Raw genomic sequence first — 22,808 nt, 5'->3', positions numbered from 1 at the left:
ACAGAAAGCATGAAGATATTTTTACAACCTCATATTCAAGAGTTAAAAAATAAGGTATTAGAAATTGCGAAGATTGATAACATCATCGCCGCTGATTGCTATAAACTTGCATTGGATATCTCAACCAAAACGCACAAAACGATCAGTCAAACGACGATCAAGCGTGTATACGGTTTTGCACACGCCCGTTATGCGCCCTCTACTTTTACGTTGAATGCGCTATCGCAGTATTGTGGTTACGATAGTTGGACAGACTTCATCAAACAGATGGAGACGCAAAAAGATGATTCCAAAGAACATATTACCTGGAACGAAATCGCACAAGCTGCACATAATATCACACGTTTTACCATCCAAACAAATAAACATAAGTGTGGAATTTCCTATTTATATACCATTGAACGGCAGTCGATCACAGATCATATTCAGCGTTTTTTAGAGACCGATACCACGGGCTGCATTATCAGTGCACCTTCAGGAATGGGCAAAACGATTGGTATCACGCATTGGGTAGATAGGCAATTGGCAGCAAACCATGTAGAAAACAGGAGTAACATTTTTCTACATGTGAACAGCTCTTCGCTCTTTTTTGCTGCGGGTTTTGGATTTCATAGCAACAAATGGCTGGCACATTTACTTAATTTTCCTCAACAACAACATTTTGAAGATTTTATCTTACAGTATGAAAAGGGAGCACCGGGAAATTTTTATATCATCATAGACGATTTCAACAATAATCTTATCAATAATCGATTATTTGACATTGTTTTCAAACAACTGATTGATATGACGGTCTATCTATCCAATTATCCTTGGATGAAGATCATCATTACGCTTCGTCCCTCTACTTGGCAAAAGTACGGGCACCTCATCGAAAATCATTCAGAAATCAATAAGCTCTGGTTTACCGATTTCCCTTGCAGCAAACGCGCAAATGCCGTTAACCTACCAGCCTTTACAAGCCAGGAGATTCATGAATTAATTGACAAGATTAGCAATGCCAAGGCTATCGACACAGATTATGCCAGAAAATATTTTCCGGTAATTAGCTTGCCCTTACACTTTCAATATTACTATCAGTTAAAAGGTGATAGTCTGGGAGTTGATCAATTAAATCCGGCAGATGAATTTGCAATTGCCTCTTTATACTTACACAAGAATATTCTTAAGGGCGCATTGGCTGCTGAAAAACAGGTTATGCTCAGCCAGCTGATTGGAATGGTGAATTTTTCGGATGATCACGCATACATCAACAAAAAAGAAGCATATGCCATTATTAAAGAAAATAACAGCATTTATAGCGAACTTTTGCATGCAGGCATCCTTTATGAACATCAAGAAGAAAAAGGTACGAGAGCCGCTTACCAGATAAGGTTCAAGTCGTTAGTTCTTGCTTCCTATTTTATCACTCAGGATGTTCTCGACAAACAACATGGGCAGGTCGATAAAGCCTTGATCGATTGGGTTCAAAGCAGCCCTTATACGGATAGCATAAAACTTACATTATTAAAGTGGTTTATCATTTTTTCACTTGAAACAGGTGATTTGGATATTTTCAACCACATGCAAGACGTTGAGTTCATTGAACCCTATCAAGCTTCGCTCATTTTATTTACCTGTAGCAACCTCGATTACGTAATAAATGCTAATCCAGCGATCGGTAGCACCCTTAATCGGGCTTTTGCCAACTCAGCCTTTATTGATATCGCCCTGGACCATATACTATTGGAAACAGAATATGAGCTAGCACTTAAAAAATTGCTTCAATATCATATTTCTCCACAACAAAAAATTTTACTTCACACTTCACTAGCCTTTTTTGAATTGCTATATCTGCGTGATGAAGAGACCTTGAAACATATTGAAATATTACGTTCAATGCCTCGAGAGCATTTTGCAGACTTTTCATTGAATCCCTTGCTCATTATCGAAAATATCCACCATTATTATCGGCATAACGTTTTAAAAGAAGATGCCATTGACGAAATACGTTTATTTTGCCGTTATCCTGAGCGGAGCACAAATCTTGTACATAAACAACTTATTTATGTCTTGGGCTACATTTTGTTAAAGATTAAAACTTCCGAGGAAATCACCTTGCAATATCTTCAGATTGTAAATCAGTATGGCTTGGATATGAATAGGAAAGTGACCAGCGACTTTAAAGCCTGTATTCAGCTGGCATTCGCCGAACGATATCTAGCGATGGATCAAACAGACCTTGCTTTACAAGCAAAGGAAGAGGCTGTACAGACAAATAGCTCCCACACGATCAATCGACTACAATTAGGCTTATTGGATCTGGACTTGTTAAGAAACCAGCATAGAGATTTCTTGCACCTTGCCCGCCAATTAATATTGATTTCAAAACAGTTTAATCTGAAGTTTTACGAGGCAAAAGTCAGAGTTTATGTTCTTTCCTCATTACAAGAAGATCAAAAGAGTTTAATAGCAGAACATCAAACTGCTTTGCAAGCCTTGTTCGAGCACAGTCGATATAAACCGGAAAGTTTTTATAACCTCCGTAAGGCCTCTTTAATCAATTCCTCGACGGTAAATTGAGCGGCATTGTTTTTTTGAATTTCGGTTAGTACTTTTTCAGCTTGCGCTTTATTGAAACCAAGCATTACTAAGGCTGTAAGAGCCTCCTCAGGTACAGACTGATGTTGTGGAACCGATATCAGGGTGTCGGCACCCTCTTTCTTTAACTTGTCTTGCAGCTCTAATATAATGCGTTGCGCAGACTTAGGTCCGATTCCTTTAATGCGTTGTATTTGCTTTACATCGCCTTGGACAATAGCGGTTTGGATTTCAGTTGGCGTAATCGATGACAGAATCATTCGTCCTGTACTCGCTCCAATACCCGAAACAGACAGTAAGTGATTGAATAATTTACGTTCTCCTTCTTCTGCAAATCCATATAGTGAATGAGCGTCCTCTTTAACCTGAAAACTAACATAGAGCTTACATTGCTCACAATCCTTGATCTTACCGAATGTATACAAAGAAATGTTAACATGATAGCCGACGCCATTCACATCCAGTACCACATACGTGGGACATTTGTATGCCAGTTTTCCATTTAAATATTCGTACATTTCTTTAGGTATTAACCTTTAGTTGTTAGTATAATTACTAGCTAGTTGGTTATCACCGACTAGCTAGTTAAAAAATCTACTTCTTTTTCTCTTTCCCTACCGCTTCTTTCTCTTTGGCTTGCACGTCGACGACCGCAATAGTGACCATGTTCACAATTTCTCGGACAGAACTGCCTAGCTGTAAAACGTGCACCGGTTTATTAAGTCCCAACAAAATTGGTCCTACTGCCTCTGCTTCTCCTAACTCTTGCAATAATTTATAAGCAATATTACCTGATTCTAAAGTAGGGAAAACCAATACATTGGCGGGGCCGCCACTCAAATTGGTAAACGGGAAATTCTCTGCCAACATTTGACTATTAGTGGCAAAATTGGCCTGCATTTCTCCGTCCACTACAATATGAGGATATTTCTCATGCAGCGTTTTAACTGCATTACGCATCTTTGTAGGGATCTCCCCTTCGTTTGAACCAAAATTTGAGTAGGACAACATGGCAATTCGCGGGTCAATATTCATTTTCTTGACCGCATCATGCAGGAGTACCGTGATGTCTACCAATTCTTCTTCAGTTGGATTTTTGTTTACAGTTGTATCTCCAAAGAAAACAGGCCCTTTCTTTGTTAGCATCATATACATACCTGCAACGCGGCTACCTGAACGAGTACCAATGACATGCAGTGCCGGACGAATAGTTGTCGCATAATTTTTTGTCAAACCGGAAATCAGGCAATCTGCTTCACCGAACTCGACCATACTTGCGCCATAGTAGTTACGATCTAACATAAATTTATTAGCTTCTAACAAGGTAATACCGCGACGTTGCCTTTTTCTATAAAGTGCCTCTACATATTGTTTAAATTTTGGCGTATCGATCTCCTCCAACGGATCAATGATTGTAACATTTGGTAGGTCTAAAGCATGCTCGGAGATGATACGCTGGATCTTCTCCTTTCTACCCAGCAGAATGGGGTGAGCAATACCTTCATCTTTAACGATTTGGGCTGCTTTTAGGATTTTATAGTTATCTGCCTCCGCAAAAACAACACGTTTAGGGCTTTGCCGCGCTGCAGCACTTAAGTCGCGCATTAAGACGTCATCTAAACCTAAACGCTTTCTAAGATTTTCTTTATATGCTTCCCAATCTTTAATTTCTGCCCTTGCAATACCAGATTCGATAGCTGCCTTCGCAACAGCAGGGGCAACTTCCGTAATCAAACGCGGATCAGTTGGTTTAGGTATGATGTAGTCTTTACCAAATTTGAGGTTGTTTATATTATAGGCGAGATTTACAGATTCCGGCACCGGTTCTTTCGCCAACTTCGCAATAGCATATACCGCCGCTAATTTCATTTCTTCGTTAATACCTGTAGCTCGTACATCAAGGGCACCTCTGAATATATAAGGGAAACCTAATACATTATTCACCTGATTTGGATAATCAGAACGGCCTGTCGCCATGATAACATCCTTACGCGTTTTTACGGCCAAGTCGTACGCGATTTCAGGATTTGGGTTTGCCATGGCAAAAACAATGGGATTTTTGCTCATGGTTTTTAGCATATCGGCTGTTAGTACATCGGCCGCAGAAAGGCCGATGAATACATCGGCGTCTTTAATAGCCTCTTCTAAAGTATGAATGTTCCGATCAGTCGCAAATTCACCCTTTAATGCGTCTAGGTTTTCCCTATCTTTTCTTATTACACCCGCCCGATCAATCATCACAATATTTTCCGGCTTTGCACCTAGCGAAACATAAATACGTGAACAAGAAATAGCAGCAGCCCCAGCTCCATTAACAACGATTTTAACTTTTTCCAGCTTTTTCTTTTGTAACTCACAGGCATTGATTAAGGCAGCACCGGAGATAATGGCGGTACCGTGCTGATCGTCATGCATAACCGGAATAGACATTTCCTCTTTTAATCGACGCTCAATCTCAAAACATTCCGGCGCCTTGATATCCTCTAAATTGATTCCTCCAAACGTAGGTTCCAATATTTTAACCGTGCGGACAAAATCATCTACATTCTTGGTATCAAGTTCTAAGTCGAAGACGTCAATATCGGCAAATATTTTAAACAAAAGACCCTTTCCTTCCATAACAGGTTTCCCCCCCTCAGGTCCGATATCACCCAGTCCTAACACGGCAGTTCCATTGCTGATAACAGCCACCAAATTTCCTTTGGCTGTATATTTATAGACATCCTCTTTATTGGCGGCAATTTCCAAACAGGGATCAGCAACGCCCGGTGAGTAGGCCAATGATAAATCTCGTTGCGAATTCGTTGGTTTGGTAGGTATTACGGCAATTTTACCCGGACGGCCGTTAGCATGATAGTCTAGCGCATCTTGCTTACGATTAATTTTGCTCATTTTAATTATTTCTTTTATTCTATATTCTTTCTCATTTTTACCAACAATCGTATTTGTATGGCAAATCTGATGAAGCACCAAAGGTAGGAAGTTTTGTGAGTACTACCTAGCATTTCACCTATTGATTTGAGCAAGTGTTAAGATCATGGAAGGAAACGCGAATATATGCCCTAATCGGTATCACTTAACAGCAATGCCAGCTTAAAGCACCTATGAAGTATCTTTCGTGTAACCTTAAAGTACCTTCTCTGTAAATACATATTTTTGGCTCGTACATTTACTTCATGTCTATTTAAACCCTAGCTATGAGCAGATGAGGAGGTTAAGGATGCAGCAGTACATGATGATTAACGAGGGCCTATGATATAGTATAAGTTTTGTTAAAAATCTGTTAAAAAACAGAAGTAAATGAATAAATCGATAAATTAGCGATTTATAAAAAATTCGACAATCACTATATGAGACAGCTCAACCGATATTTACTTTTTGCTATTTTATCGTTTTACAGCCTACAAGTCTGGAGTCAATCCCGACAAAAGGGAATTAATTTAAATACCATTGTTGAAAAAACCAATACCTTAGCTACGCAGCAACCTATTGAAAAAGTTTATCTCCATTTTGACAAACCCTATTATGCTGTGGGCGACACCATATGGTTTAAATCTTATTTGACCAGTCATCATCAACTTTCGAATCTTAGTAAGGTTGTCTACATAGAGGTGCTCAATAGCCGAGATTCCTTAATGAAAACCTCCATGATTCCCAGCAATAACGGCACGGGCAATGGAAGTCTCGTTTTAGACCCGCTTATCTATAAACAGGGGAATTATCGCATTAGAGCATATACAAAATACATGATGAATTTTGACCCGAATTATTTTTTTAATAAAAATATCATTATTGGAGACGTTTTCAATAAAAGGGTAAAAACTCACGCTAGTTTTGTTGCTGCCCCCGGAGGAAAAGCAACAACTGTTAACGGCCGAATCCGCTATACAGACGAAGAAGGGAAGCCATTAATAGATAAACGGGTTTCCTGGGAACTTATACGCGGCACAAGCAGCTTAAGCAAAGGAAGAGGTAATACTGACAAAAATGGCTATTTGCAAGTAAGTCTATCGAATGAGCAACAACAGGCTTTAAAAGACGGGATATTAAATACGTCCATTAGTTTGGACAATAACCGCTCCGTTAACACAAGTTATCAACTACGTGGGGCATTTCAGACACCGGATGTCCAATTTTTTCCGGAAGGCGGATATTTAATTGCCGATTTACCAAGTGAAGTTGCCTTCAAGGCGGTAGGAGGTGATGGATTGGGAGTGGCTATCAAAGGCAAAGTGGTAGATCAACAGGACCAGGAAGTTGCAAGCATTGAGACCCAACATCTAGGCATGGGCAAATTTAGTTTAACGCCTAAAGCGGATGCTGTATACACTGCAAAAGTTACAACCGAAAACGGTGCTACGTACAGTTATCAACTTCCGAAGGTACGACCTTTCGGAACGAGTCTGGCCGTTGATCCCTCAGACAGTTTAAACATAGCTGTGAAAATTATTTCGAATGATCTTTATCTACAACAAAATCAGAATAAAGTTTTCTCATTAGTCGCGCAAAGCGATGGTGTAATCTATTATGCAGCGCAAACCCCTTTGAACAGTGCGAGCATCAATGCCTCCGTACCAAAGAATAAATTTCCGTCAGGCATTGTACAATTCACCCTACTTTCCCCTTCCGGTATCCCTTTGAGTGAGCGACTGGTCTTTATTCAACGTGCGAACGAACTTAAACTTACATTAAGCTCCGATAAAAAAAGTTATGCAGCGAAGCAGGCCGTTCAATTACATTTAAATGCATCCACGGATAGCTCACAATCCGTTGGAACTTTTTCTGTTTCGGTTATTGACGAGTCGAAGGTTCCTTTCAACGAAAATGCAGAGACAACAATTCTTAGCAGCCTGTTGTTAACCTCAGATATCAAGGGTTATGTGGAGCAACCGAACTATTACTTCAAAAAAGTAACACCTGAAACTCGCAGCCATTTAGACATACTTATGTTGACGCAAGGGTATCGCCGTTTTGATTATAAAGATATTATCGGTGATAAAATACCTCCTGTTTCTTTCTTACCGGAACAGGGCATTGATATCACCGGCACACTCCGCCTATTAAACGGAATAGCAGTACCTAACGGCAAACTCGAATTGAGCATAGGCAATGATAAGAAGACAGTTGAAACTTACTCCGATGAACAGGGTAACTTCAAGTTTAGCAATGTTATGTTTACTGACTCGGCACAGGTCACTATCAGCGCAAGGAACAATGAGAACTATAAAAATTTAAAGATCACATTGAATGGAGACGCATTTCCTGCTATCACACCAGGTTTCACCGCACCGGACGAAATACTTAATATAGATAGTACATTAACGCCCTATCTTAAAAATAGTGCAAGGCAGTATCGAACTGAGCGGCTTTTAGAAGAAGTCGTTATTACGGAAAGAGTAGCACCAAAACCTCGCCATACGCAGTACCCGGCTTTATCAGGCTTAAGCCCGATCCCCGACCACCTGATTGACGGCGCTCGATTCACCGGTTGTAATCTGCTTATTAATTGCTTACAGACAGCCGCAATGGGTTTAACCTTTATGGACAACAACTTTTACATCACACGAGATTATAACCAAGGAAATCGGACACCGGTACAGGTGTTTTTAAATGGAATGGCCATTGATGTGAATGGCATCAATACCGTTAGTCCGGCAGAGGTGGAGTCAGTGGAGATATTTTTACGTGATGATCTGGGCACCGTAAACAGAACCTACCAAAGCAATGGCGTATTGGTGATCAACACGAAAAAGAAACCACAAGGTACGCGCATCAGCAAGGCTGAATTGGAAAATCTTTTGCCAAAATCTAACATCGTAACGATTACACCTTTAGGCTACCAAGCTGAACGCAGCTTTTACCTACCGAAATATACGGCAACCAGTACTCCCGGAATCGATTGGCGTACCACCGTTTATTGGAATCCGGATGTTATTACCGATAGTCAAGGGAAAGCGAGTTTCCAATTCTATAATGCTAGCGGCCTAGGCACTTATAAAGCTGTGGTAGAAGGAATCGATGAGAACGGCAATATCGGGCGGGCTGTTTATCGTTACAAGGTGGAATAAAAACAATCGTCAATGTGATAACCGCACAAAGTGGGTTCATAACCTTGCGATTACAATTAGCGAGTAGTTAGCCAATATGCAAATGTTGTATTGGCTAACGTTCTCTTTTTTTTCCGATTAAAAGTAAACCACATACACCTGCACAGGTAGCTAGCCCGTAGATTAGAAAAACCAATATACTGGGTAATTCGGGATGCAGCATCATGTAAATAATTCCAATAAAAGATATAAACCCGGAAACCATCGCGATCAGTGGTAACGATTTTTTCATACTTAGTAGTCTTCGATATTCAAAGCTAGGTAAAATCTTTTTAACAGCGTCCATTCTTTAATTTTATCGCCACATAAAAATGACAAAGTGTGTATAGATAAGCTGTGTTAATGACTTGCAAATGAAGGGCATTTTATCTATGTTTGTGCCCTTAAATGAAGAGATCTTAAAATGGGTAACAACCAGCTAAATCCCTCTTAAACAGCTTTATGCTCTGTTACTTAGATTGAAACTGCGTCTATAATTCATACATGAATGAACTTAAACATAAATTTTCAAGAGAAATTTGAGGAACGCCATATTGCGCCGAATAAGCAAGATGTTCCTGAGATGCTTAAAACTATTGGCGTTAATAGCATCGATCAGTTGATTGATGAAACCGTTCCAACTAAAATTCGTTTAAAAAGTCCCTTAAGCTTACCACCGGCTTTAACTGAAACGGGATATTTACAACGATTGAAGCAAATTGCTTCTAAAAACAAAGTGTTCAAATCTTACATCGGCCAAGGATATTACGATGTGATTACACCCAGTGTTATTTTGCGAAATGTATTTGAAAATCCAGGCTGGTATACACAATACACACCTTACCAAGCTGAAATAGCACAAGGCCGATTACAGGCTTTATTAAATTTCCAAACGGTTATCATTGACCTTACCGGTATGGAAATAGCGAACGCATCCTTATTAGACGAGGCAACTGCTGCTGCAGAAGCGATGTTTATGCAGTATAGCCTACGTAAAAATAAAGATGCCGATACTTTTTTTGTATCAGAGAATGTTTTTCCACAAACCTTAGATGTATTAAGGACACGTTCCGTTTCTTACGGCATCAAACTTTTAGTTGGTGATCATACTTCGATCGAATTTAATGAAAATATCTTTGGAGCTTTAGTCCAATATCCGGCCGGCGACGGTAAGGTATTTGATTACCGCAGCTTTGCTGAAAAGGTTCATGCACATCAAGCAACTTTGAGTGTTGCGGCCGACCTGATGAGCCTTACCTTGCTAACGCCACCGGGAGAATGGGGAGCAGACATTGTGGTTGGTTCCTCGCAACGCTTTGGTGTCCCTATGGGTTTTGGCGGTCCTCATGCAGCTTTCTTTGCAACAAAGGACGCTTATAAACGTAATATTCCGGGCAGGATTATTGGGGTCACCATCGACTCATCGGGGAATTACGCGCTGCGAATGGCTTTACAAACACGTGAACAGCATATTCGAAGGGACAAAGCTTCCTCTAATATTTGTACGGCGCAGGCGCTTCTTGCTATTATGGCGGGGTTTTACGCCACCTATCACGGACCACAAGGCTTACGCGCTATTGCAGAAAGAATTCATGGACTAGCCGTGCTTTTGTCTAATACGCTTACATCGCTTGGCTATAGACAAGAGAATGAGGCCTATTTTGACACCCTAACCTTCCATCTTGGTGATTTATGTAATCCGTTACATGCAGAAGCGCTGAACCATGAAATGAACTTTCACTACCAAGGCGAAACCGTCCATATTTCATTAGATGAGACCACCAGCTTGGAGGATATCAAAGAAATTGTTCGTGTTTTTGCGAAGGTAAAAGCAAAAAATTTGGCGGATGTTGAATTCAAAACATCAGCACTGGAAAGCGTAATCCCAACCGCGCTGCAACGTACCTCGGCCTATTTAACGCATGAAGTGTTTAACACGCACCATGCTGAGCACGAAATGCTACGCTACATCAAATCGCTCGAAGCTAGAGATTTATCGCTCTGCCATTCGATGATTCCACTGGGATCTTGTACGATGAAGTTAAACGCTACAACCGAAATGATACCTGTATCTTGGGAGTCGTTCAATAGAGTACATCCTTTTGCCCCCATCGATCAGGTTGGTGGTTATATGCAAATGCTTGACGAGCTAAACCGGTGGCTTTCTGCCATCACCGGCTTTGCTAAAATGAGTTTTCAGCCCAATTCCGGTGCACAAGGTGAGTATGCAGGTCTCATGGTTATTAGAGCATACCATGAAGACCGAGGCGACCATCACCGCAACGTCGTGCTCATTCCATCGTCTGCACATGGTACCAACCCGGCCTCTGCTTCGATGGCCGGCATGAAAATCGTTGTTGTAAACTGTGATGAGCGTGGTAATATTGATGTGGCCGATTTGCAATCCAAGGCTGAACTGCATAAGGATAATTTAAGTTGTTTGATGGTTACCTACCCATCTACCCATGGGGTATTTGAAGAATCGATTATCGATATTTGCCAGGTTATCCATGCAAATGGCGGTCAGGTATATATGGATGGTGCCAACATGAACGCGCAGGTTGGTTTAACAAGTCCTGCAAGTATCGGCGCAGATGTTTGCCACCTCAATCTTCATAAGACTTTTTGTATTCCGCACGGTGGTGGTGGCCCCGGGATGGGACCTATTGGTGTTGCCGAGCATTTAGTACCCTTCTTACCTGGCCATGAAGTGGTTAATATTAATGAAGGCAAGTCTATCTCTGCCGTTGCAGCAGCACCGTTTGGATCAGCTTCTATTTTACTTATCTCGCATGCTTATATCGCGATGATGGGTGCCGACGGCCTAACCAATGCTACTAAATTTGCTATTCTTAATGCCAATTATATTAAGGCTAGGCTTGAACACGATTATAAAATATTGTATGCAGGCGCTAGTGGCCGATGTGCCCATGAAATGATTCTCGACTGTCGAAGCTTCAAGAGTTATGGTGTTGAAGTAGGCGATATTGCTAAACGCTTAATGGACTACGGCTTCCATGCACCAACGGTGTCTTTCCCTGTTGCCGGTACGCTTATGGTAGAACCGACAGAATCGGAGCCAAAAGCAGAATTAGATCGTTTTTGCGATGCGCTTTTGGCTATCAGAAGGGAGATTGCTGCCATTGAGTCGGGAGCGGTGGATAAAAACGAAAATGTATTAAAGCATGCGCCACATACTTTGGCAGTAGTTAGTGCCAATGAATGGAATAGACCTTATACAAGGGAAGAAGCCGCATATCCTCTCCCATATGTTGCTGCACATAAATTTTGGCCCGCAGTAGGAAGAGTGAATGATTCTTACGGTGACCGCTCTTTAGTATGTTCTTGCCCGCCTTTAAGTGAATATGAGGAGGCAGCCGCGAGCTATTAGGAGGTAAGCGGTTAGGTATTAGCTATTAGTTGTTCGCTAATGGCTAATACCTAAATGCTAACAGCTAATTAAACCGTTTTCACAAAACGTTCGTCGTAATTTTCTATATCAATAATATAATGGTTTTGAATGAGGAAATCAAAGAGTGGTTTGGCTTCAGGAGATACCGGCATATTTTGAGTAGTTATGATTTCATTGTTTTTTCTATCTAGATAAGGATAAACATACAGCTTTACGTTTTTACTGAACATGCCACTCACGTAGGCTAACAACTCATCAGCATAACTTTCACCGTAGTTTTTGGAGTTGAAGATATTACGGAGATTGGAAATATTGGTAGAAATACCGACATTGTTTGGTTTAAACTGGGCAAGGAATTCAGCCAATTTATGATTTCTCGTGAAATTAGACACCAGAATATGATTCCCCGTAGCACATAGTTCTTCAGCTCGCTTAGCGAAATATTCCAAATCTTCGTTACTCAGGACGGGATGATCCTCCAACGCGTTTGACATCAGCACCTCAATCATAACAAGAAGATTTTTATCCTTGATTCCCAGGTTGCGCTTAAACTGATCAACAGCCAAATTGAATAAATCAAAATTTGGATTGGATTTCTGTTTATATTTTGTTCTCAGAATAATAACATCCTTTTTGTAAAGAAAGTCTTTTGCCTGATGTGCATGCCCCTCTTCATCGAAGATTGCAGCCCGTGAGAAGCCTTTAGCGATGAGGTACAAATTAACCAGCCGTTCACTCACATTTTTAAATGCAGATCCATTCAGCTTAACTAAGTCGATTTCAACCGATCCCGCAGCTAAATTGTCCACCAGGCTTTCAATCATCGTTTGTACATCATGAATATAAAAATAAGCCGCGAATACAAGATTAACACCTAATACCCCTAAAACTTTTTGTTGCAATGAAGCGTCGCTATCTAAGAGGCGTACATGAAAAATAATATCATTTGGCTCCCCTCCTACTTCCGATTGAAAGCGAAGTCCAATCCACCCATGTGGATCGTTCGTTTTACTAAAATTCAAGGTAGTTACCGTATCGGCAAAGGCAAAGAACTTACGGTTCTGATATTTAGGCCCTTTCAGTCGATCGGTAAGCAGCTGGTATTCATGATCGAGCATCTTCTCCAAACGCGAACTACTCACATAGCGTCCGTTTGCCTCAGCGCCATAAATGGCATCGCTAAAAGCCATATCGTATGCACTCATAGTTTTAGCGATGGTTCCCGACGCCGCTCCAGCGGTGAAAAAATTTCGTGCTACTTCCTGTCCGGCACCTATTTCCGCAAAAGTGCCGTAGATCTGTTCACTTAAATTAATTTTTAGCGCTTTACGCTTATTTTCCAAAATCTCTCTTGCCATGGGGCAAAGGTAAAGATTTAGTTAAGAGTTCTAAACGATGAATGAGGAGTTTTTTACAACTCATAAAGCGCATAAAAGAGTGCTGCCGTATGAAGCGCTTGGCCAATCTTATTTTCTTTTAGCAACCTTTTGACGTCATCAACTGAATAAAGCAAAATCTCAATTTCTTCCTGATCATCCAAAGCCTGTTCTTTCACCTTCACACCACCCTTAGCCACATAAGTTGTCGTAATATTAGTGCTCGTTGCAGGGTTAGGATACAAATCCACGAGTTTTTCCATTGTCGTGAAAGCGTAGCCGGTTTCTTCCAGCATTTCGCGTTTAGCAGCAGTCAGTGCATCTTCACCTTCATCAATGACTCCTCCCGGTATTTCCAAAAACTCTTTACCAGCGCCATGGCGATATTGCCTTACTAAGATTATTTCGTTTCTTTCAGTAAATGCTACCACATTTACCCAATTCGGATATTCCAATACATAATATTCCGGCACGATATGGCCATTAGGCATTTCGCACGAATCTTTTCTTAAGACGGCCCAAGGGGCCTTTACTAAATATTCGGATGTTAGGGTTTTCCACTTCATGTGTTTAAGATAGATGGGAGGCGTATTAGTTTTGAATTTCTTTTAACCGTTGTAAGCAGTTTTTTAGGCTATCCCGCCAATTCGGTATAACCAAATTGAATTGCTTTTTTATTTTTGATTTATCCATTACAGAATACGCCGGACGCTTCGCTTTTGTAGGAAAATCAGCAGTTTTAATCGGAAACAGGCGGATATTGGTATTGCTCAATTCAAAAACGGCATAGGCGAAATCGTACCAACTTGCAACTCCCTCATTGCTATAATGATAAAGACCGTATTCATCTTCTGTAATATTGTTATCAATAATTTTGCATAAGACTTCGGCCAAGTCGCGTGCATAAGTAGGAGTTCCGACCTGATCTGCCACTACCTTGAGTTCCTCGCGATCTTGAGCGAGTCGCAGCATCGTTTTAACAAAGTTATTGGCATACTCAGAATATAACCAGCTTGTACGGATAATAATATGCTTATTCCATATTTGCTGAATGGTCGTTTCGCCATCTAACTTAGTTTGTCCATAAACACCGGTCGGATTGGCAATACTCGTTTCCTCTAACAGACCCGTTTGATTACCTTCAAACACGAAATCAGTAGAAATATGAATTAAAATTGCATCGAAGCGTTTGCATAACCCGGCCAGGATACCCGGTGCTATCGTATTGATTTTACTTGCTTCCTCTTTTTCATCTTCCGCTTTATCAACGGCGGTATAGGCCGCACAGTTGATAATATGACTGGGGTTATACTGAATGAACCATTGCTCCAATTGAGCTTCATTACTAATATCGGCCTCTTTCGATGATAAAAAAACCATGGCCTTATCTTCGCAAACGGATTGCAAGCACTGCCCCAGTTGCCCCTGGCCTCCTAGTACTATAATTTTACTCATTTTTTTATTGACAATTAAACCTGTATCTCTTCTTCGATCATTATACGTATAAAGAGATAACTATTTAGTCATTACTACGGGTTTTATAAAACCATTTTCGTCAAAATACATTCTATCTATACAGGTAACGCGATGGTGGGCACTCGTTTCTCCTAAAGGACGACGGTGGTAAACGATGTACCACTCGTCTTTTCCTTTTCCTTGTATGATGGAATGATGTCCTGCGCCTGTAGCAATAGCGGGGTCCTGCTGTAAAATTGTTCCGATTCGTCTGAAAGGGCCGAAAGGCGAATCGGCTATCGCATATGCTACTTTATAGTCGGGCCCGGTCCATCCACCTTCCGACCACATAAAATAGTATTTTCCATTTCTGACGAACATAAAGGGCCCTTCGACATAGCCTTCCGGTGTTACTTCCCTATAGGTAGTGCCATCTTCAAAAGGAGCAATCCCGGTAAAATCATCTTTTAATTTTACCACATTGCAATGCCCCCATCCCCCATAGTACATATAATAAGTTCCATCAGTATCTTTAAAGACGAATTGATCGATTGGTTGAGCGCCATTCACGATTTCATTGATTAGGGGTTTGCCGAGTAAATCGCGATAAGGGCCCTGTGGTTTTTCAGCCTCCGCCACACCAATTCCACCAACTTCGCCTTCATGAACATCATTTGCGCCAAAAAACAGGTAATATTTTTTATCCTTCATTAAAACAGCTGGCGCCCACATTGCCTTTTTTGCCCACTTTACCGCAGCAGTGTCAATTATTCCGGCGTGTTTTTTCCAATTTTTCAAATCTTTGGATGAGAACGCGTCCATAAACACCTGTTCTTCGTAAGGCGCTGAATAAGTTGGAAAAATCCAATATTCATTGCCATATCTAATACCTTCGGGATCGGCATACCAACCATCGAAAATCGGATTTGTTTGCGCTTTACCAACTGAAGCGGCTAAGAAAAAGCTTAGTAAAAGAAGTGCTGCGTAATAGCGATAAACTCGAATCATTTCAATCAATATTATCTGTTTAAGATTTCAATAAATAATGTGCCTAAAAGTAACAAATTAATGCGACTATCCTTTATATGCTAAATCGATTTTCTAATTTAAATCGGGCGGCAAAGAGTTTAAGCAGCTGAAAAAGAAAAATTTTTATTCATTTGTTTTTGTTCTTATGTTTGACTATTAACAGCATATACTACCTATGAACGTTTTTATATATAGTGTCTCTTTATTAACTATTTGTTTTACCCTCATTCCCCTTATTAAACACGAATATTGGATTTTTAGGGTTTTCGATTATCCGCGATTGCAAAAACTAGTATTGACAGCCATTTGTTTTGCACTATTACTTGGTTATTTTGACCGTTCGGTAATCTTTGACTGGATTGCACTTACCGTGATCATGATCAATGGCATTTACCTATCGTCACAAATTATGCCCTTTACGCCGCTTGCAAAAAAGCAGGTATTATATGCCAAAGGCAATATGCAAGAGCAATCGGTGAGTTTAATGGTATCTAACGTTTATCAAGACAATAAAAACACTGCGGGGTGCTTAGGAGAAATAACCCGGGCTGATCCCGATGTTGTTTTATTGCTTGAAACCAACAAGCGATGGGACCTTGAGACACGCAGTTTATCCCAAGAATATCCTTATCATGTACGCGTGCCCTTAGAGAATACGTATGGCATGCTGCTATATTCCAAATTACCATTGTCAGCTACCAAGATCGGCTATTTGGTTGAAAAGGACATTCCTTCGATTCATTGCGTATTAACGCTCCGGAGTGGACTTGAGGTGCAATTATATGCTGTGCATCCTACTCCCCCTGTGCCGAATGAAAACCCACGATCTACGGAACGAGACAAAGAACTGTTGCTAATAGCAGATTTAGCTAAACGAAGCAGTAGACCGGTTATTGTCATCGGCGATCTAAATGATGTAGCATGGAGCTATACAACGGAATTATTTTAAAAATGAGTGGATTACTCGATCCACGCCGCGGCAGGGGATTTTACAACACGTTTCATGCACATTATCCCTTTTTGCGTTTTCCACTTGATCATGCCTTTTTCTCGACAGATTTCAAACTTAGGGAGTTGAAACGACTATCGAATTTTAATTCTGATCATTTCCCTATCTTTATAAAAATACAATATGAAGCAAAGGCTTCAGAGCAACAAGAGGCTTTGATACCCGATGCCGAAGACATACAGGAAGCAACAGAGAAAAAGCAAGAGCCGACAGAAATTTAAAACGAGCGAGTTTAGTTGGTTTATCAAAAAACGATGAGGTAAGGAATGATGTTAAGAAAACACTATATGCTACAGCATGTAGAGAACGACATGAATAAACCAAGCTTATAGTTACTTGCAGTAGGCAAGCGGGTTTCATGGCCATTAAAAGACAATTTATTCTAATGAAAAAAATATTCGCATCAAGGGATACGCACGGTTTCGATTGGATCGATTTAACAGATCCTTCTATGGAAGAAATCCTGGACATAAGCAAACGATTTGCATTACATGAAACATCTATTAAAGATTGTATGCAGCCCGACCACTTACCGAAGCATGAAATCGTAGACGGCTATACCTTTATAATCGTCCGAGTATACACACAGGACCCCATGAATGACGCGGATACCATACAGGAATTAACAAATAAAATTGCCATTTTTTATACTTCCGACTATGTCATCACTGTTCATAGAACTGAACAACCTCTTATCGCCGACGTTAAAGCCAAAGCGATAGATGCAGGAGGCTGTAAGGACACCATATGCATAGTAAACCGTATTGTACGGGCGTCCTTGCTTACTTTTGAAGAGCCTAGTGTGAAGTTGGCACAGTCGTTAGATTATTTTGAAGAGAATGTTTTCCTGAAGCAGCGCAAGGCACCCGTTTTAAGAGGGCTTTATTATGTAAAACGAAAAGTCGATGTGATCAAACGTCTCTTGATCTTGTCTTATGAGATTATCGATAAAATAGATACTCCCAAACAACGAAATATCTATACCCGGGATTTACGGGATCAATATGTGCGAATGCAAAATATATACGACAATCTTTCAGAGAATACCGCACAGCTTCTATCGGCTTACTTTTCCATCGCTTCCCATAGAACAAATGAAATCATGCGCATATTAACGATCTTCTCTGTTTTTTTTATGCCATTAACGTTTATAGTAGGGATATACGGCATGAACTTCCATTATATGCCGGAACTTAACTGGCACTTAGGGTACCCAATAGTAATGCTTGTCATGGCGATTATCACCTTAGCCATTTATTTTTGGTTCAGAAAAAAAGGGTGGCTATAATTATAGATTTTTTGAAACTTCGATTAATCCGGCAGACCAGGACAAGCCAACGCCGAAACCGGCAACAATAATGGAGGCCTTTTCTTCTGTTAGATCCTCCTTGCAATAGTTTTTCAATGCAATGGGTATGGTAGAAGAAACGGTGTTTCCCCCATCACGTAAATTGATGTAGAACTTTTGAGGAGATATTGTTAAGCGTTCTCGCATCACTTTTAACATGTGGGCATTTGCTTGATGAAAAATAAACTGCCCAACGTCCTCCTTCTTTACAGCGTTGAGCGTAAGAACTTCCTCAATAAAAGGAGGCACCACAGTACTGGTGAAACGGAATATTTCGGGCCCGTTCATATAAAGATTATTTTCCGTATAAACATTGCCTCTACCATAAAGGTGCTCCACAGCTTGGCCATCAACAGGAAATCGAGTACCACCGTTCTTAACGATTAATTTATTATACCCCTTTCCGTCGGTACCAAATTTGAATTTATGGATTCCGTTGTCATCATTTGACGAAATAACGGTTGCGCTTGCCGCATCGCCAAAGATCGCTCGATTAGACCGGTCTTTCCTATTGATATATTTTGAATAGGTATCTGTTGTTACCAATAACACGTGATTGGCTTGGCCGCTTTCTATGAAAGCTTTCGCCATACTCAAGCCATAGGTATAACCCGAGCATCCCAAATTGAAATCAAAAGCGCCCACTGTCTTATTAAGAGCCAGGCGATCCTGCAATATACAAGCCGTTGACGGCATAATATATTCGGGGCTTTGGGTACAATACAAAATATAATCGATTTTAGCCTTATTAATGCGTTTAAAAAGTTTTAGGCAAGCTTTTTCGGCTAAGTCCAAAGCGGTTTCATTTGTTCCGGCAACATACCGACTACTTATACCTATCTTATATTCAAACTTAGAAAAATCATAATCCGGAAATTCCTCACTAAGATCTTGGTTGGTAATTTTTTGTTCTGGAAAATAGTATTCTATCGCTTGTATTCTAGCACCCATAAAAGGTTTTATATTAACAAAATTTCAATAAAGAGTGCAAACCTACTCCTTTTCAGGGTATTTTCCACACAACCGACAAAGAAAATTACATAAAAGTGGCGGAGAAAAATGGCTTTAAATCAAACCCTGAAACGGTATTTGGTTCAAAAAATCAACTAAACACATCAAACAAGATATTTACAACGGATGACGTTGTTTATTTAATAAATAAGAGAGTCTTTTGTATTTTTACTATTCAATTGATCAAACGTTAGCTGATTTAAAGGGAATACGAAAACTAAACGTAGAACCTTTTCCCTCTTCACTCTCTACGTAGATGTCCCCATGTTGCAATTTAATCAGCTGGTAGCAGATATACAGGCCCAAACCGGTGCCAGGCCTTGCATTTTCCTTTCCCGCTTGATAATATTTAGTAAATAATTTGGTCTGTTGTTCTTGCGGAATGCCAATACCGGAATCTTTAATACGTACCGTAAGTTCCTGCATACCGTCTTGCTCACCTTTTTTCATTGTGCAATACACCTCCACCCCTCCAATGTCCGTATATTTAATGGCATTCCCAAGTAAATTGATGACCACCTGCTTCAGTCGAAAAGGGTCGCCATAAACCATCTCGTCCTGAGAACCGTCAAAACTAAAATTTAAGGATATATTTTTCTTAATGGCTATGAAGCGCATGGTTTCTACCGTTTCCTTAATTTCATGAAATGGAGTAAAAGAAACAACTTTAAGTACTTCTGACTGTTGGCTTTCAACTTTAGTCATATCCAAAATATCATTCACGGTATCCATTAACATATCTGAAGAAGCTTTTATTGAGCTTACCATACGGTTCTGCTCAGCGGTCAGCGGTGTATTTTTCATCAAATAAACGAACCCGGTTATCGCTGTCAACGGATTTCGAATTTCATGGCTCATTGTAGCAAGCATTTCCGATTTCTGTTCCGCAAGCGCAATAGCACGAGCGTTTTCAACTTTATACTGATCTTCTGCTTTAGCAGCTTTTTTGATATAGAACAAAAGAAGCGCAACAAAAATCAGCACCATGATAGTGGCAGTAATCGTAAAACTGTCTAAATCATCAACAGCTTCTTCATATTGAGCTAAGGTTTCCCGTTGATTTCTTTCCCAAGTCAATAAGTAATTATCTTTGATTTGATCGATAAGCTGCCGTAATTGTATGATGAGTGATAAATTCGAAGATATGAGCTGTTGTTGAGATTGAGCAAGTAATGTATGTTCTTTGCTTAACCTTTCCAAGAGCTGTTGCTGCCCTTTTTCATTCTGAATCTGCAACTCTCTTGCAATCGAATCCCGCACAGCATTTTCCCGCGCAACGAGTAGTAACTTTGTACGAAGTGTATCTGAACCGGGGGAGAAAACTTGCCTTAAACGTTTTAAGAACCCTTTTTTCTTGACCGCTGACGCCACTTCCCTTATGATGGTATCTTGCTCTGCATTTCGGCGTATTTGTCTTCTTTCCTTAGCTATCCTAACTTTGCTGTTCCCAAAAATATTTTCATCCGTACTTTTTATCAGTAAAGAGTCGAAACTTTTCTTTAGCGCGAAAACTTTGAGCGAAAGATCCAGCTTTCCATCCACATATTTTTTAAATTCTCTTTCGTCCAATGAATTGCCTAGACTGTCCGCCAATATTGGATATTCGTGCAAAATAGTATCGATTTTAGCAAAGACGCTCAATACTTTTCGTTGATACTCATCGAGTTTATCACCATAGCCGTAAAGACTAGCTTGCTGAAAGTCATTTTCGGCGCTACTTAGCTCCAGTAAGACATTACTTATTTCGCCTGTTTCGGGAGGTGCTTTAAGTTTTACGCTTAAATAAGCCAGCTTCTCTGCAATGGAGTGTCTTAAAAGAAGCGAACCGGCCGTGAGTAAAAACACAAATATTAAGAAGACAAATAGTAGTCTTTGTAGAATACCGGAAGTCTTCTCTCGTTTTCTTTGCACCTTAAACTTCATAGATCATCATTCTATTTATCCCCTTCTTTTCTGCCACCTATAATGACGCATTCCCGTATACCAACCTACAACATACTACTCCCCATATGATCCAAATCGTTAACGGGTCTCCTGTTTACCAATCCTAATCTTATTTTAATCTGTATCTAATATTAGACAGGTTAACTTTGCAAAGTTAAACTAAAAAATATATTATGCTTTATTCAATATTACTAGGTGTCATTGGCGGGCCTGAATTGGGTGTCATTGTTATTGCATTGTTATTGCTCTTCGGCGGCAAGAAAATCCCCGAACTGATGCGTGGATTGGGGCAAGGCGTACGTGCCTTTAAAGAAGGACAATATGATGAAAAGCCAACACCCGAGCCTGCAAATAAGGAGGAATCAGCTTCTAAATAAAAGTGTAGCCATGAGATTGAACGACTCTTCTATCGCAGCAAACTGCTTGTTCTTTGATTCTATCAAGTCTTGTTTCGGAACTTTGATCGCTTTTAGATATTGATCATAGAGACTTTCAATGGCTACAACATTTTGCAGATTCTCCACCCCCCAAGTACCGAGATAGCTATTTAGCTTTTTAACATTTATTCCGACGTAAGGAACCGCATAACTCATGGCTGTTATGGCGCCGTGTAAACTGGTACCGATGTAACATTGCGCATTGGCAATTAAATACATAATGTCCCAAATAGTAACGTCGTTAAAAAATTGAGCATCGCCGTCCAAATGAGGGAAAATCAATTGCAAAGCTTCGTCATCATTATGATTTGATGCTTTTCCTATCGGGCATAAACAGATGTCTGCCCCGGTTTCATGGTGAATAGCATTTAGAAGTGCAGCTATTTTTTCCTCTTTTTGTTTTGCGTGATTTCGATTAATCTGAAAAAACACATATTTCCCTTTTTTTAACGCCACAAAATGCCGCACATCAATATTTACCAATTCGTCCAGGTGTTCAATAGCGTAAAATTTAGACATAAGGATAGCCGAATCAGGGTATAATTTCGTCTCGACTCCCTTATTTTTCAGATTTTTCCGGGTAATGGTGTCTCGCACGGAAAAATAGTCGACATTCTTTAGTTTCTGCTGTAAGCCCTCTATTTTAGTGAAAATTTGCTCTGGTATTTCCGAGCCACCCAGTGAATTGAACAAGACGTGATCAACGCTCTTAAAATCTGTTTTATTGAACACAAAAGGAAGCACCGTTTGTCCTTTCAATTTGCGTTTCGCCCATTTATTAAGGTCAATAAACTTCTCTAAATGATGCTGGTAACGCCTTATTAACCGATACCTTTCATTCAAAGCCACCAACAAAGAATTCCAAGTGACTGCGATAGCCTCGCCTCCCGCAACGATGATATTGGCTCTTTCATTGTTCGCATTACACGCACGATAAAATGCCTGTATATCTTGAGTCGGTTTTCCTCCCAAATCGCTTAAATCGCTTTCTATCATTCCAAAATATCCGATATCTAGCGGGTGTCCATATGTTTTTAATTGTTGCTCGATGATAATCGGGAATAATAAATCGCCGTAGTTAAATCGGTCAAAAGCCCCTATAATTAATATTTTATTCATTT

At 40.2% G+C, this 22,808-nt stretch carries 17 protein-coding genes; 7 read left to right on the top strand and 10 right to left on the bottom strand.

The window, feature by feature from the left end; translation table 11 throughout:
- Positions 1–9: 9 nt before the first annotated feature.
- The gene (locus QT327_RS21125) at positions 10–2,562 is read left to right on the top strand and encodes a hypothetical protein (protein WP_041387270.1); all 2,553 of its coding nucleotides are present in this window, start codon (positions 10–12) and stop codon (positions 2,560–2,562) included.
- Here QT327_RS21125 and ruvA read toward each other — a convergent pair.
- Both ruvA and QT327_RS21115 read right to left on the bottom strand, forming a co-directional pair.
- Complete coding sequence (ruvA, locus tag QT327_RS21120) at positions 2,514–3,098, bottom strand: Holliday junction branch migration protein RuvA (protein WP_130856243.1); 585 nt, start codon at positions 3,096–3,098, stop codon at positions 2,514–2,516. The two genes, QT327_RS21125 and ruvA, sit on opposite strands and share 49 nt — an antisense overlap.
- Positions 3,099–3,174: 76 nt before the next feature.
- On the bottom strand, positions 3,175–5,472 hold the full coding sequence (locus tag QT327_RS21115; protein WP_013665367.1) for an NADP-dependent malic enzyme: 2,298 nt from the start codon (positions 5,470–5,472) through the stop codon (positions 3,175–3,177).
- Positions 5,473–5,930: 458 nt separating this feature from the next.
- On the opposite strand from QT327_RS21115, the gene QT327_RS21110 reads away from it, so the two are divergent.
- Positions 5,931–8,648, top strand: coding sequence for a carboxypeptidase-like regulatory domain-containing protein (locus QT327_RS21110; RefSeq protein WP_130856242.1), 2,718 nt, complete (start codon positions 5,931–5,933; stop codon positions 8,646–8,648).
- Between the two features lie 94 nt (positions 8,649–8,742).
- Here the strand turns inward: QT327_RS21110 and QT327_RS21105 are convergent, their stop codons facing one another.
- Positions 8,743–8,919 carry a hypothetical protein gene (locus QT327_RS21105; RefSeq protein WP_165446977.1) on the bottom strand — a complete coding sequence of 59 codons (177 nt, stop codon included), beginning with the start codon at positions 8,917–8,919 and terminating at the stop codon, positions 8,743–8,745.
- A 255-nt stretch (positions 8,920–9,174) separates the two neighbouring features.
- Here QT327_RS21105 and gcvP point away from each other — a divergent pair, with 255 nt between their 5' ends.
- Complete coding sequence (gcvP, locus tag QT327_RS21100) at positions 9,175–12,057, top strand: aminomethyl-transferring glycine dehydrogenase (RefSeq protein ID WP_130856241.1); 2,883 nt, start codon at positions 9,175–9,177, stop codon at positions 12,055–12,057.
- 68 nt (positions 12,058–12,125) lie between these two features.
- On the opposite strand, the gene QT327_RS21095 is transcribed toward gcvP, so the two are convergent.
- Genes QT327_RS21095 through QT327_RS21080 form a run of 4 tightly spaced genes read right to left on the bottom strand, consistent with a single transcriptional unit; the run spans position 12,126 to position 15,917 of the window.
- Complete coding sequence (locus QT327_RS21095; protein ID WP_013665364.1) at positions 12,126–13,436, bottom strand: hypothetical protein; 1,311 nt, start codon at positions 13,434–13,436, stop codon at positions 12,126–12,128.
- 53 nt (positions 13,437–13,489) lie between these two features.
- Positions 13,490–14,020, bottom strand: coding sequence for an NUDIX hydrolase (locus QT327_RS21090; protein ID WP_013665363.1), 531 nt, complete (start codon positions 14,018–14,020; stop codon positions 13,490–13,492).
- 25 nt (positions 14,021–14,045) lie between these two features.
- Positions 14,046–14,909, bottom strand: coding sequence for a dTDP-4-dehydrorhamnose reductase (gene rfbD, locus QT327_RS21085; protein ID WP_130856240.1), 864 nt, complete (start codon positions 14,907–14,909; stop codon positions 14,046–14,048).
- Positions 14,910–14,969: 60 nt separating this feature from the next.
- The gene (locus QT327_RS21080; RefSeq protein WP_130856239.1) at positions 14,970–15,917 is read right to left on the bottom strand and encodes a glycoside hydrolase family 43 protein; all 948 of its coding nucleotides are present in this window, start codon (positions 15,915–15,917) and stop codon (positions 14,970–14,972) included.
- 196 nt (positions 15,918–16,113) lie between these two features.
- Between QT327_RS21080 and QT327_RS21075 the strand changes: the two genes are divergently transcribed.
- From QT327_RS21075 to QT327_RS21065, 3 genes are all read left to right on the top strand, one after another.
- Positions 16,114–16,887, top strand: coding sequence for an endonuclease/exonuclease/phosphatase family protein (locus QT327_RS21075; protein WP_289553936.1), 774 nt, complete (start codon positions 16,114–16,116; stop codon positions 16,885–16,887).
- A complete protein-coding gene (locus QT327_RS21070) occupies positions 16,860–17,168 on the top strand; it encodes an endonuclease/exonuclease/phosphatase family protein (protein ID WP_289554465.1) in 309 nt (102 codons plus the stop codon). Before QT327_RS21075 ends, QT327_RS21070 begins: the two co-directional genes overlap by 28 nt.
- Before the next feature lie 164 nt (positions 17,169–17,332).
- On the top strand, positions 17,333–18,235 hold the full coding sequence (locus QT327_RS21065; RefSeq protein ID WP_013665359.1) for a magnesium transporter CorA family protein: 903 nt from the start codon (positions 17,333–17,335) through the stop codon (positions 18,233–18,235).
- On the opposite strand, the gene QT327_RS21060 is transcribed toward QT327_RS21065, so the two are convergent.
- Complete coding sequence (locus tag QT327_RS21060) at positions 18,236–19,246, bottom strand: 3-oxoacyl-ACP synthase III family protein (RefSeq protein ID WP_130856237.1); 1,011 nt, start codon at positions 19,244–19,246, stop codon at positions 18,236–18,238.
- A 243-nt stretch (positions 19,247–19,489) separates the two neighbouring features.
- Entirely contained in the window at positions 19,490–21,229 is a 1,740-nt protein-coding gene (locus QT327_RS21055; RefSeq protein WP_013665357.1) for a sensor histidine kinase, read from the bottom strand.
- A 194-nt stretch (positions 21,230–21,423) separates the two neighbouring features.
- Between QT327_RS21055 and QT327_RS21050 the strand changes: the two genes are divergently transcribed.
- Positions 21,424–21,627: a Sec-independent protein translocase subunit TatA/TatB gene (locus tag QT327_RS21050; RefSeq protein WP_013665356.1), complete on the top strand. Its 204-nt coding sequence runs from the start codon at positions 21,424–21,426 to the stop codon at positions 21,625–21,627.
- On the opposite strand, the gene QT327_RS21045 is transcribed toward QT327_RS21050, so the two are convergent.
- Positions 21,613–22,806, bottom strand: a complete 1,194-nt coding sequence (locus tag QT327_RS21045; protein WP_130856236.1) for a polysaccharide pyruvyl transferase family protein — start codon at positions 22,804–22,806, stop codon at positions 21,613–21,615. The two genes, QT327_RS21050 and QT327_RS21045, sit on opposite strands and share 15 nt — an antisense overlap.
- Positions 22,807–22,808: the final 2 nt, after the last annotated feature.

It is taken from the genome of Olivibacter sp. 47 (assembly GCF_030372825.1).
Classification (GTDB): Bacteria; Bacteroidota; Bacteroidia; order Sphingobacteriales; family Sphingobacteriaceae; genus Olivibacter; species Olivibacter oleidegradans.
Note: the sequence above shows the minus strand (reverse complement) of the source record. Positions and strands in the feature narration are given on the sequence as shown.

Coding starts and splice junctions, on each gene's coding strand:
- QT327_RS21125 (WP_041387270.1), top strand. CDS start 10: ATGAAGATATTTTTACAACCTCATATTCAAGAGTTAAAAAATAAGGTA.
- ruvA (WP_130856243.1), bottom strand. CDS start 3,098: ATGTACGAATATTTAAATGGAAAACTGGCATACAAATGTCCCACGTAT.
- QT327_RS21115 (WP_013665367.1), bottom strand. CDS start 5,472: ATGAGCAAAATTAATCGTAAGCAAGATGCGCTAGACTATCATGCTAAC.
- QT327_RS21110 (WP_130856242.1), top strand. CDS start 5,931: ATGAGACAGCTCAACCGATATTTACTTTTTGCTATTTTATCGTTTTAC.
- QT327_RS21105 (WP_165446977.1), bottom strand. CDS start 8,919: ATGAAAAAATCGTTACCACTGATCGCGATGGTTTCCGGGTTTATATCT.
- gcvP (WP_130856241.1), top strand. CDS start 9,175: ATGAACTTAAACATAAATTTTCAAGAGAAATTTGAGGAACGCCATATT.
- QT327_RS21095 (WP_013665364.1), bottom strand. CDS start 13,436: ATGGCAAGAGAGATTTTGGAAAATAAGCGTAAAGCGCTAAAAATTAAT.
- QT327_RS21090 (WP_013665363.1), bottom strand. CDS start 14,020: ATGAAGTGGAAAACCCTAACATCCGAATATTTAGTAAAGGCCCCTTGG.
- rfbD (WP_130856240.1), bottom strand. CDS start 14,909: ATGAGTAAAATTATAGTACTAGGAGGCCAGGGGCAACTGGGGCAGTGC.
- QT327_RS21080 (WP_130856239.1), bottom strand. CDS start 15,917: ATGATTCGAGTTTATCGCTATTACGCAGCACTTCTTTTACTAAGCTTT.
- QT327_RS21075 (WP_289553936.1), top strand. CDS start 16,114: ATGAACGTTTTTATATATAGTGTCTCTTTATTAACTATTTGTTTTACC.
- QT327_RS21070 (WP_289554465.1), top strand. CDS start 16,860: ATGGAGCTATACAACGGAATTATTTTAAAAATGAGTGGATTACTCGAT.
- QT327_RS21065 (WP_013665359.1), top strand. CDS start 17,333: ATGAAAAAAATATTCGCATCAAGGGATACGCACGGTTTCGATTGGATC.
- QT327_RS21060 (WP_130856237.1), bottom strand. CDS start 19,246: ATGGGTGCTAGAATACAAGCGATAGAATACTATTTTCCAGAACAAAAA.
- QT327_RS21055 (WP_013665357.1), bottom strand. CDS start 21,229: ATGAAGTTTAAGGTGCAAAGAAAACGAGAGAAGACTTCCGGTATTCTA.
- QT327_RS21050 (WP_013665356.1), top strand. CDS start 21,424: ATGCTTTATTCAATATTACTAGGTGTCATTGGCGGGCCTGAATTGGGT.
- QT327_RS21045 (WP_130856236.1), bottom strand. CDS start 22,806: ATGAATAAAATATTAATTATAGGGGCTTTTGACCGATTTAACTACGGC.